Source organism: Leptolyngbya sp. DQ-M1, assembly GCF_039962505.1.
Classification (GTDB): domain Bacteria; phylum Cyanobacteriota; class Cyanobacteriia; order Leptolyngbyales; family Leptolyngbyaceae; genus Leptolyngbya.
In genome coordinates, this window is the sequence record NZ_JAMPLJ010000032.1 from 1 (window position 1) to 12,140 (window position 12,140).

Here is a 12,140-nt window from a genome sequence, read left to right on the forward strand (position 1 = left end):
GAGGGTAGCCTCTTGTCAAAATAGCTAGCTGCCAGGGTATTAATTAGAAGAGCCGAATGCATTTACAGAAGTGAGTGTGTTCGGCTTTTCACTTTCTTCACTGCATGAGGCTTGCAGCAGAAAGTTTAGGTCTTGAAGTGCTTATCGTGATTCTCCAACGCATTAAACAATAAACATGAGTCTCCAACGAAGGCGCAGCAGTGGGAAAGGTGAAAGCGCAAGAATTGAAGTAGTCTAAGTAGTCAGGCGATCGCTTGACAGCCAAAATTGTTAGAGTACGGGTGCAACTTCGCTTACCGTGAATCTGGTTCTGGATGAGAAAAGTGAATCCTCAGCCAGCGAAGTTGGAAAGAAGAGAGGAGCAATCCAGTTTGTCACTCCCGATTTAACTTGAACTTTCAGTTCTTCAATAACTCAGAGTGGTTGAGTTATTGAAGTAGTTTTTGTGCAGTTTCCTGCTCACTCCGCAGAAGTTCAAGCACTACGAAAATGGCTCAATTCCAAGCTATAAAAGGGATTGAGCCATTATAAGTTCGGTTGAATTACGGCATTGGGATGAACGAGAGAATGCGGGTTTGAATGTCGTTGTAGTATGCTTGTCAGTCCAAAAACAGTCCAAAGTTGTAACAAGACTGTATTACAGTGCGGTAACAAAGCTTTGTTTGGATTACTCAGATTCGCAGTTTTAAAGTTTTGAATTGGCGAAAATATACAAATTCATAAATATAAAAATGCAGATTGACGGAAATCTGAAGAAATGTTACTTGTGTGCTATCTATCAATTGTGAGGAACTAATCTTGCTGATAACCGTTGCCTCTACTAAGGGTGGCGTGGGAAAGACAACTAGCGCAATTCATATCGCCTGCTGCTTATCGCAAGATAACAGCACACTGTTAATCGACGGTGATCCAAACAAGTCATCACTGAAGTGGGCAAGTCGAGGATCGCTACCCTTCAAAGTCGTTGATTTAATGCAATCCCCACGCCATACCAAGAACTACGAGCATGTTGTCTTTGACACTGCAGCACGACCAGGGAAAGAGGATTTAGAAGCTCTCGTTGAAGGTTGTGACTTGCTCATCATTCCGTGCAGTCCTGACATTCTTGCAATTGAGGCAACGTTGGAGACAGTAGATTTGCTCGAATCTTTGGATTGCGATCGTAATCGTTATCGAATTTTATTGACGATCGTGCCCCCAACGCGCAAAACGGGTGAACAATCACGAGAAGCACTGTCTGAATACCCAATCTTTCGCAAATCAATCCGCGAGTATGCTGCTTATGAGAAAGCAGCCTTAGCAGGTGTTCCCGTGTATGAAAGCCGCGATCCAAAAGCAAGAATTGCATGGAGTGACTATAGCGCTATCGGAAAGGAGATTTTGGGATGAGCAAAGAGAACTTATTTGCTAAAGCGATCGCTAATCGTAAAAAAACAGAGACCATAGAGCCATCTGACCCTATTGAAATCACAGAATCGTTGCCAATAGCAGATCGGACTGATGTACCAACTGAGCGGATTTCATCTCATTCATCTCAACCGTCCGTACCGATAGAGCCGTCTTCTCGGAAAAGAGGTAGAGGAAGACCTGCAACTGGGAAACGGTCGAATAATGACTGGATTGGAAGAACTTATTACATTCAGCGCGATACTGATTTGGATGTCGAAGACGAATTGCTAAAGCTGAAGCGGCAAGGAATTGAAGTAGATAAATCAGAATTGGTAGATTTGCTGCTTTCTGCCTGGGTGAAATGGCGACAAGGTGAAAATATGGAAATTCATGTTTCTGAAATTACGCCAAGGCGAAAATTCTAAAATTCAAACTGTAATCGCTGGGCTAAAGGACAAAAAAAGGATATGTCCTTGGTTCGCTTTGTATCATCGATCGACAATCCCGAGTGTTATCCGCGTTCCAGAAGATAGCACTGGAGGCACTGGCTCGGCAGGTGATCGCCCGTAATCGCCCAAATTGAGGTGCAGCGAGTGTCAGCAAGTCTGGCTTGAAGCCCTCGACCAGATCAAGCGGATGGAAGGATTAATTCCCATAGCAATCGCTGACTAAACCCGGAAATGGATAATCCTGCTAGGGGTTCAGTAGCTGCTTCTGACTTTGAAGATAAACACCTAATTTTGTAGCACGCTCTTAATCTGGGTCATCCTGCCAAAATCGGTTTCTTCGCTGTGCCTCCTCTTGACGGCGTTGTTCTTGAACTTGAGACAACTTGCGCTTAATGAGAGCAATCCACTCTTTTGGGCTCTTCTCCCGATGTTGAGCAGGACTTGCTGCCGTATTCCCAGCATTACACCCTGACCCAGCTTCTTCCTGCTCTTGCAAGGAGCTAGAGTCCTCTCCAGGCAAGGTATTACACCCGTTTTCCCCCAATAAGCTTGTGGGGTTGGTTGAGCAGGATGCTCCCCATAAGCAATCCTGCTCAACACCACTTTGAAGATCGTCGCTTTGATTATTCTCTAAGTAACGGGGATGCCATAAGTCCCGGTGACGATACAGAGTAGCACCGCTGATCCCATAAGCCACGAGGGCATCAAATCGTTCTGTGATGCCCTTCGGTAACGTTGTTTTTTTCCGTAAGTCGCTCATGGCTTGTTCGATTCGTTCTCTTGCACTCATTTGTTGTTGGTGGTTCCAACTCGGCTCTGAGTCATTGGGGATGTCCGGATCGGGATCTTTGGGAATTTTGCTCTTACCGTAATGAAAGTAGCGGCTCTGCTCAACCGATCGCACCCACTCTTTCGCTCTTGCTTCAATCTCATGCTGATGGCGGCACCAGTCCTCGTAGCCCGGAAGCGATCGCGCGATCGCAACGATGTCTTGAACCAGGGCATCTCCTTCAAGCGGTGCAGCGGCATACAGGACATGACCAAAGATGTAGGAGCGCATCGTGATGCGTCCGAGCAAGCGATTCGTCTGCCCGTGTCCAGTCCAGCCTTGTTCAATTTCAGCATTCAAGTCATTGAGAAACTGGTTGGCTTTGCCGGTAACTCGAAACTGTTGGCGACGGGCAACTTTTATCAGGCGATCGATCGCCTTTTTATCGACCCAGTTTTGGGCTTGAGCGAATCGCCAGTGCTGGACGAAGGTTCGCTGGTCGCCCCAAATGGGTTGGAGGTCATTGTTGAGCAGGTAAGACCCGGCTTGCAGGGGGAGGCGGTGCCCGTTGTAGAGGCTGTGTTCGCCGTTGGCAGCGTAAGGTTTGCAGTTGGGAAAGACCTCGAGTTGCCCAGGTGCCAATTTGAAGCCTGCATTTTCTAACACCGTTGACACTGCCAACGCGATCTCCCAGGTTTTCTGAGGATGCTCGAAGGGGAAATACAGATGCAGTCCACCGCTGTAGCTGGAGGTGAGGGCGATCGCGCTTACCCAGCCATATCGCTCCAGGCACTCGCAGATACGATGCCAAGCCAGGGGATCTCGGCTGGGATGATACACGCTGCCTCGGTCAATGTCCAACAGAAAATAGTCGGTCTGTTGCCCAAAACGGACACCGTAAAGATAGCTGCCTTGCTGGATTAGACGATCCGAAAGGGGGTAGCGGCTTTCGGTTTGCCAGCTCGGTGACGCTGTTGGATGAGGATGCTCTGCCCAGAGGTAATCGTACCGATGAGTCCAGAGGGCAAGGAAGGAATCCTGCCAGTCCTGAATCGATTCAAATTGTCGAGAGGGAGCTGTTTTCATGGTAGCTGCCCCCGGATTCCATTAATGCTCAAATTCATAATCAACTTCCTACGCCTGTATTACCGGGATAGGAAGCTATGCAGCTTTAGATAACTTGCTAAAAATCTTGCATCTTTTGGCAAATTGCCTCTAAAATTGGCATAGCTACCTATGCTACCTACTAATTGGCGGCTGAAATTGGCCTATTCAATTGGTGTAGCTATCTAAAATTGCCTCTAAAACTGGCATAGCTAAAATCGCATCTTTGCCATCGCTTGTCACAGCTAGTCATAGCTAGGTCATAGCAAGGCTGAGAAGCAGGCAAATCTGGGTAACCTAACGTCAGCTCGTCCAAAGCATTAGTTAGCGTTGCCGCCCTATCCTCGGACTGAATAAAAACCATTGACCCCTTCTGTTTGCGCGGTGGGGTTTTTGGCTTTTAGGACTCCTGAACCATGATGTTGATCTCTTGCGCGTCAAGATTGGAAACTGGGTCGTTCATCCTTTGTTTTTCTCGTTTCAATAATTGGACTGTAGTGAGTATATTTGATTCGCTTCCAAACTTGAATATGTTTTAAAAATCTCTGACTCAGCAAGTCGATTTTTAGCAGGAATGCTGACTCTATATTTTGCAACACAACTCTTTCTTATTTCTAAGTGAGTTTAGACGAGGTGGAGATCCTCGCCCTTAGGGAAGATATATAGGAGAGCGCAAGTCAGATTTAATAGAGTGTTCCGTTTACGCATACGGTTAACTCTTTTATGAAGCGCGATGCCACAGGTAAGTTTGTTCAAAATTGGGATTCAGAAACCAAACAACGTATTAGCATCTCGCTTACCTGTACCGCCTGGCGATCGCTCGACAAGGAAGCACAAAAACGAGGAATTTCTCGCTCTGAGGTAGTTGAACACTTTGCGCGCAATCTTGAAACGGAGCCTTCTAACGAATCCACAGCACCAGATGCTCCGGTGGCGTTGATTCAAAACCAACTTCTTGAGCAACAGCAGGAAAATGCAGCCCTACAGCGTCAAAAGCAAGAGTTAGAGGCACGGTTAGAACAAGCGCTAAATACGAGTGCCCAAACGACTGAGCGCAAAGTAGCAACCATTCTAGAAAGTATCACCGATGCTTTTGTTGCTTTCGATCGGGACTGGCACTACACCTATGTCAATCAGGCAGCCGCTCAAATCTTGCACAAAACTCCCGAAGAATTGCTGGGTAAACACGTTTGGAACGACGTTTTTCCTGAACTGGTAGGTGGAGTCGCTTATCAAGCGATGCATCAAGCCGTGGCAGAACAAGTTCCGGTGACATGGGAAGAATTTGGAAAATCTGTTCAGTGTTGGCTGGAAGCCAATGCTTATCCTTCTGCCGAAGGGATTGCCGTTTATTTTCGCAATGTGACAGAACGCAAGCAAGCAGAGGCGGAACGAGAACAATTACTTCAAGCGTTGGAAACGGAAAGGGCAAAATTTGAGGCAGTTCTGCACCAGATGCCCGCAGGAGTTTTCATCGCGGATGCCATTTCTGGCAAGTTGGTGCTCGCAAACGAACAAGCCAAACAAATTGTCAAATATGACTTTGAAGAGACTCGCGAGCTAGAGGACTATGTACGCGTTATCCCGTTTGAAGCATTTCGCTCGAATGGGCAGATTTATGCACCGGATGAGTATCCCTTGATGCGATCGCTCAGAACGGGTGAAGTGATTATCCGAGAGGAAATGGAGCTACGCCAGGAAGATGGCAGCTATACCGTTATTTCAGTCAATTCAAGCCCAATCTTAGATAAGCAGGAGCGAATTCTGGCGACGGTCGCGGTGTTTCAAGATATTACGGAGCGCAAGCAGACTGAAACGCTACTGAGACAGCAAACGGAAGCCCTGGAAAATCAGCAGAAATGGTTGGAAGCAGTGCTGGATTTAATGCCAACGCCAACCGTATTTATCGAACCCGAAACCGCACGAGTTACTTTTTCCAATCGGATTGCAAATGAATTGGCAGGGGGTGACTTACCGAAAGACAAATCCCTGGATGAATATACCGACGCTTATTACTGCACCGACGCGAATGGCGATCGCATCCCAACCGAAAGAATGCCCGCCGTTCTAATTGCTCAGGGAGAACGGCTAGAAAACTATGAGATGAACTGGTATACGCCTGGCGGCATTCGCCCAACCCTATGCTGGGGAGAAACCCTGCCAGCCATGCATGGACATCCCGCCATCGGCATTGGGATGTTTCAGGATGTGACTCGCCTCAAACAGATTGAAGAAAACCTGCGGCAGACCGAAGAACGCTTACAGCTTGCGCTTGCATCTGCTGAAATGATTGCTTGGGACACCGATTTCACAACCAATCAAGTGGTCTGTTCTCCAAACGCGCTGGAGATTTTCGGTATGCACGTAGGTACCGCAGAAGCGTTTCGTGCGGTGATTCATCCCGATGATCGACCCCTCGTCTGGCAAGCGCTGGAACAAGCGATTGCGGGGGATCACTCCTTTTCTGAGGAATACCGAGTGATCAGCCCTGACGACACGATACTGTGGCTGAAAAGTCAGGGACGCGTCTATCTCGATGAGGCTGGACAGGCCACGCGAATGCTGGGCGTTTCGGTCAATATTACAGAACGCAAGCAAATCGAAGCTGAACGCGATCGCCTGTTAGAGCGGGAACAGGTGAGCCGTCGATTAGCTGAAAAAGAACGTCAGCGGCTGCGAGACATTCTGATGCAAGTGCCTGCTATGTTTGCCGTGCTGTCGGGTTCTGATCATGTCTTTGAACTTGCAAACTCCAAGTTTCTCACCGTATCCGGACGCTCTGAAGACATTCTTGGCAAGACGGCACGCGAAGTATTTCCCGAAATAGCAGGTCAGGGATATTCTGAGATTTACGATCGGGTCTATCAGACTGGAGAAATTATTCGAGAAGAGGAATGCTTCTCTCGTTGGGACTCAAATAGAGATGGCAATCTCGTTGAAGGCTTTTTCAATCTTGTGTTTCTACCACTCAGAGACATTGACGGTTGTATTGACAGCGTCTTGATTCATGGCATTGAGGTCACTGCCCAAGTCCAAGCTCGTCAGCAAGCAGAAGTCTTACTCCAAGAACTTCAACGCAAAGAGAGACAGCAACAGTTCTTGATCGAATTGAATGATGCCATTCGCGCCCTTCAAGACTCCGACGAAATTATGTGGCGAGTGGTAAGTTCCACTGGGCAACATTTCAATGTCACGCGCTGTACCTACGGTGAAATTGATTCAACCCAGGAATACGTCATCGTTGATCGCGACTACTGCAACGGTGTCATCAGCGTTGTGGGTAGCCACCCCATGAATTCCTTTGGTCTAGACATCATTGCACAACTGAAGCAGGGCAAAACCGTTGTGGTTGAGGATGTCGATCGCGATCCTCGCACGGCTGGATCAGGGGCAGCAGCTTTTGATGCAATCCAGACCAAATCGCTGCTGTGTGTTCCCCTGGTCAAAGCAGGACGATTTGAGGCACTGTTAGTCTTGCATCACGTTGCTCCTCGTCAGTGGACAGCAGAAGAGGTGGCATTGCTGGAGCGCATTGCTGAAAAAACTTGGCTGGCGGTGGAGCGATCGCGAGCAGAAGCGGAATTGCGAGAAAGGGAAGCCCACCTGCAACTTGCGCTTAAAGTGGGACGGATGGGCACCTGGGACTGGGATCTGCAAACAGGAACGCTCCTCTGGTCAGCCGGGTATTTCACCATCCTGGATCTACAGCCGGACGAAGATGAGCCGAGCTACGAACTTTGGAGAAGTCGGGTTCATCCCGATGACTTAGCAGAAACGGAGACAAAGCTGCAACAAGCAACTCAGGAGCGAACCGAGTACCATCACGAATATCGCCTGCGTTGGGCGGATGGCTCGGTTCACTGGGTCGAAGCTAGAGGGCAGTTTTCCTATGATGCTCAAGGGCAGCCGAAGCACTCTATTGGTGTTGTGATTGACATTACAGAGCGCAAGCAAGCAGAAGAAACATTGCATCAAACTCTACAAAAGCTCAATTTCCATGTTGAAAACACACCGATGGCAGTCGTGGAATGGGATCATAACTTTCGAGTCATTCGATGGTCTGCTGGTGCGGAGCGCATTTTGGGTTGGAGGGCTGAAGAAATTCTGGGCAGATCTTTGACTGAGATCCCGTTTGTTTTTGAAGAAGACTTAGAGGCGGTTGCCGATGTCTGTCAGCGGTTGATTTATGGTGAGGAACCGCACATTTTTTCATCTAACCGCAATTACACGAAAGATCGCAATGTTGTGCATTGCGAATGGTATAACTCCAGTCTCAGAGATAAATCGGGGCGAATGACTTCGGTATTATCACTCGTGTTAGATGTCACAGAGCGCAAGCAAGCGGAGCAAGAGCGGGAACACCTGCTAGAACGAGAACGCCTTGCCCGCTCTGAAGCAGAAGCTGCTCAACGCCAGCTTGCCGCCATCTTCAATACCTCTCCGATCGGGTTAGCCCTATTAGATGCCGAACAGCGCTTCGTCGCGATCAATGAAGCATTAGCGGAAATTAACGGGTTACCCTATGAACAACACCTGGGGCAGTCAGTCGCCGAGTTGTTTGGTCAATTTGATTCTGAAATTGTCGAGGTCTTTCATCAGCTTTACACCACCGGTGAACCTTTTATTTCACCGAGCTTCGCTGTTAATGCTCCTGGCCATGACGATCGTCGTCCTGGTTACTACAACGTTTACTATCTCCCCACGGTTAACTCGAATCACCAGGTAGAAAGCGTTTTAGCTTATGTGGTCGATGTCACAGAACGGGTCAAATTAGAGCGTGCCCAACAGTTTCTCTCCAAAGCCAGCGCAGTACTCGCCTCTTCTCTCGACTATCAAACAACCCTAGAGCGCGTTGCTCAGTTGATTGTCCCGGAACTTGCCGATTGGTGTACCGTTCACATCGTTGAGGAGGATAACACCATTGACCAGATCGCCATTGCCCACGTCGACCCTACCAAACTGGAATGGGCGCATCAGTTGCAAGAGAAGTATCCACTAGACCCGAACGCGGCTCGCGGTGCAGCTTTAACCCTGCGAACAGGACTACCTGATTTTGTGCCGGAGATTCCTGATGAATTGCTCGTTCAAGCTGCCCGCGATTCCGAGCATTTAGAGATCCTACGGCAAGTCGGTTTCAGTTCCGTCATGACTGTACCATTGCGAACTCAAGCACGAATTATTGGAGTCATTTCCTTTATTTCGGCTGAATCTGGACGACGCTACACCGCAGTAGATCTGCAATTAGCTGAGGAATTGGCGCATCGTGCCTCGCTAGCGATCGACAATGCCCAGCTTTATGAAATCGCTCAACGAGATCGTGCCAAAGCCGAAGCCGCTAACCGGATCAAAGACGAGTTTCTGGCAGTCCTGTCCCACGAATTGCGAACACCGCTCAATCCCATTCTTGGTTGGACAAGGATGTTACGCACGAAGCCCCTGAACGCGACCAAAACTGACCAAGCGTTAGACACGATCGAACGCAATGCGAAACTGCAAGCGCAATTAATCGAAGACTTGCTCGATGTTTCCCGCATCCTTCAAGGAAAAATGTCCCTAAACATTGCGCCCGTGAATCTAGCCATCACTATTGAAGCGGCTCTAGAAACCGTCCGCCTAGCGGCTGAAGCGAAACAGCTTCAAATTCAAACCACCCTGAATTCCTTCTCAGGAAGCGTCTTGGGTGACACAAACCGTCTCCAACAGGTCGTTTGGAATCTCCTGTCGAATGCCGTGAAGTTCACGCCGTCCAGTGGGCGAGTCGAGGTGTGTTTAGAGCAAGTTGGCACTCATGCTCAAATTCAAGTGAAAGATACAGGAAAGGGTATTCATCCAGAGTTTCTCCCTCACGTATTTGATTACTTCCGCCAGGAAGACGGTGGCACTACCCGACACTTCGGGGGGTTGGGATTGGGGCTGGCGATCGTGCGTCAATTGGTGGAACTGCATGGAGGCAGCGTTTGGGCAGAGAGCCTGGGACCTGATCTAGGCGCAACCTTTGTCGTTCGGCTGCCGTTGAATCAGATGGAGCAGGCACCCGCTTCAGAGACTGAGAATGCAGAAGCTGCGGTAGATTTGACCGGAATTCGCGTCTTGGTGGTGGATGATGAAGCGGACATGCGCGAGTTGGCATCATTCATCCTGACCCAAGCAGGTGCACAAGTGACAACAGCAAGTTCGGCGGCAGAGACACTGTTTCTCCTGAATCAGTCAGTTCCCGACCTCCTGTTATGCGATATTGGCATGCCAGAAATGAACGGTTACTCTCTAATTCAGCAAATTAGAAAATGGTCACCGGACCAAGGAGGTACCCTCAAAGCGATCGCCCTAACTGCTTATGCTGGAGAGGTCAATCAGCAGCAAGCCTTAGCCGCAGGATTTCAAATGCACCTCTCGAAGCCGGTTGAACCGGAGGAATTGGTAAAAGCAGTTTCATCGCTCATTGCAACAAATGCTGTCCGAAGCTAGCATTATGACTTCGTATTCATTCCCAACTGTTTAGGATTGAGTTTAGGGTCGAATTGTATCTGAAGAAGTTACAGTAACCCTCCATCTCACCGTAGCACCGTGCTACTGGAAGAAATGTAGTGGTGCCACATTTGGTCTTCAACAGGAAGTCAGATTCTACAACTAGCATCTTGTAAGTCTGCGAACTGAGATTTGATTTTCTTGACAAAAGTTCTAACCCTCGTGTTATAGTGAGAAAGCGTCAGAAAACGAAAGTTGATGCAATGAACCTAGACAATCACATAGTTTGAAAGCCAGAATTAGTAATTAGCTCTCGTTAATATTTAAGTCTTGAAGTGAATTTTCAAGGCTAAAGCGAAAGAGAAATTTCCGGAACAGAAATAAGTTTCGGAGCCATTCAAACACCAACATGGAGAGTTTGATCCTGGCTCAGGATGAACGCTGGCGGTATGCTTAACACATGCAAGTCGAACGAAAGACTTCGGTCTTTAGTGGCGGACGGGTGAGTAACGCGTGAGAACATGCCTTTAGATTGGGGACAACAGTTGGAAACGACTGCTAATACCGAATGTGCCGAAAGGTGAAAGATTTATTGTCTAAAGATTGGCTCGCGTCAGATTAGGTAGTTGGAGTGGTAACGGCACACCAAGCCTACGATCTGTACTTGGTCTGAGAGGATGACCAGGCACACTGGAACTGAGACACGGTCCAGACTCCTACGGGAGGCAGCAGTGGGGAATTTTCCGCAATGGGCGCAAGCCTGACGGAGCAATACCGCGTGAGGGAGGAAGCCTTTTGGGGTGTAAACCTCTTTTATTAGGGAAGAATTGATGACGGTACCTAATGAATCAGCATCGGCTAACTCCGTGCCAGCAGCCGCGGTAATACGGAGGATGCAAGCGTTATCCGGAATCATTGGGCGTAAAGCGTCCGTAGGTGGCTTTATAAGTCTTTTGTCAAATCGTGCAGCTTAACTGCATACGGGCGGAGGAAACTATAGAGCTAGAGTGCGATAGGGGTTACAGGAATTCCCAGTGTAGCGGTGAAATGCGTAGATATTGGGAAGAACACCAGCGGCGAAAGCGTGTGACTGGGTCTGCACTGACACTGAGGGACGAAAGCTAGGGGAGCGAAAGGGATTAGATACCCCTGTAGTCCTAGCCGTAAACGATGACAACTAGGTGTGGTTCGTATCGACCCGAGCCGTGCCGTAGCCAACGCGTTAAGTTGTCCGCCTGGGGAGTACGCACGCAAGTGTGAAACTCAAAGGAATTGACGGGGGCCCGCACAAGCGGTGGAGTATGTGGTTTAATTCGATGCAACGCGAAGAACCTTACCAAGGCTTGACATCCTCGGAACCCTCTTGAAAGGGAGGGGTGCCTTCGGGAACCGAGAGACAGGTGGTGCATGGCTGTCGTCAGCTCGTGTCGTGAGATGTTGGGTTAAGTCCCGCAACGAGCGCAACCCACGTTTTTAGTTGCCAGCATTTAGTTGGGCACTCTAGAGAGACTGCCGGTGACAAACCGGAGGAAGGTGTGGATGACGTCAAGTCAGCATGCCCCATACGCCTTGGGCTACACACGTACTACAATGCGTTGGACAAAGAGCCGCCAGCCCGCGAGGGTGAGCCAATCTCATAAACCAACGCTCAGTTCAGATTGCAGGCTGCAACTCGCCTGCATGAAGGCGGAATCGCTAGTAATCGCAGGTCAGCATACTGCGGTGAATACGTTCCCGGGCCTTGTACACACCGCCCGTCACACCATGGGAGTTGGTCACGCCCGAAGTCGTTACTCTAACCGTTCGCGGAGGAGGATGCCGAAGGTGGGGCTGATGACTGGGGTGAAGTCGTAACAAGGTAGCCGTACCGGAAGGTGTGGCTGGATCACCTCCTTAAAGGGAGACCTACCCCTTCTCGTTTGAGCGCTGTCTCAAGCAGAAGTTGGTCATCTCAAGGTCGGTCG

The 12,140-nt window shown here is 49.0% G+C and carries 4 protein-coding genes and 1 rRNA gene; 4 read left to right on the forward strand and 1 reads right to left on the reverse strand.

The annotated features are described in order from the left end of the window. Positions 1-798: 798 nt before the first annotated feature. Together NC981_RS25390 and NC981_RS25395 are read left to right on the forward strand one after the other, a co-directional pair. Entirely contained in the window at positions 799-1,389 is a 591-nt protein-coding gene (locus NC981_RS25390) for a ParA family protein (protein ID WP_348245569.1), read from the forward strand. After that, positions 1,386-1,814, forward strand: coding sequence for a hypothetical protein (locus NC981_RS25395; protein ID WP_348245570.1), 429 nt, complete (start codon positions 1,386-1,388; stop codon positions 1,812-1,814). Before NC981_RS25390 ends, NC981_RS25395 begins: the two co-directional genes overlap by 4 nt. Before the next feature lie 328 nt (positions 1,815-2,142). Here the strand turns inward: NC981_RS25395 and NC981_RS25400 are convergent, their stop codons facing one another. After that, positions 2,143-3,693, reverse strand: a complete 1,551-nt coding sequence (locus tag NC981_RS25400; RefSeq protein WP_348245571.1) for a hypothetical protein — start codon at positions 3,691-3,693, stop codon at positions 2,143-2,145. Between the two features lie 741 nt (positions 3,694-4,434). On the opposite strand from NC981_RS25400, the gene NC981_RS25405 reads away from it, so the two are divergent. Both NC981_RS25405 and NC981_RS25410 read left to right on the forward strand, forming a co-directional pair. Beyond that, positions 4,435-10,176 carry a PAS domain S-box protein gene (locus NC981_RS25405; protein ID WP_348245572.1) on the forward strand — a complete coding sequence of 1,914 codons (5,742 nt, stop codon included), beginning with the start codon at positions 4,435-4,437 and terminating at the stop codon, positions 10,174-10,176. Between the two features lie 406 nt (positions 10,177-10,582). Then, positions 10,583-12,072 (forward strand): 16S ribosomal RNA (locus NC981_RS25410). The last annotated feature ends 68 nt before the right edge of the window (positions 12,073-12,140 follow it).

Coding starts and splice junctions, on each gene's coding strand:
- NC981_RS25395 (WP_348245570.1), top strand. CDS start 1,386: ATGAGCAAAGAGAACTTATTTGCTAAAGCGATCGCTAATCGTAAAAAA.
- NC981_RS25400 (WP_348245571.1), bottom strand. CDS start 3,693: ATGAAAACAGCTCCCTCTCGACAATTTGAATCGATTCAGGACTGGCAG.
- NC981_RS25405 (WP_348245572.1), top strand. CDS start 4,435: ATGAAGCGCGATGCCACAGGTAAGTTTGTTCAAAATTGGGATTCAGAA.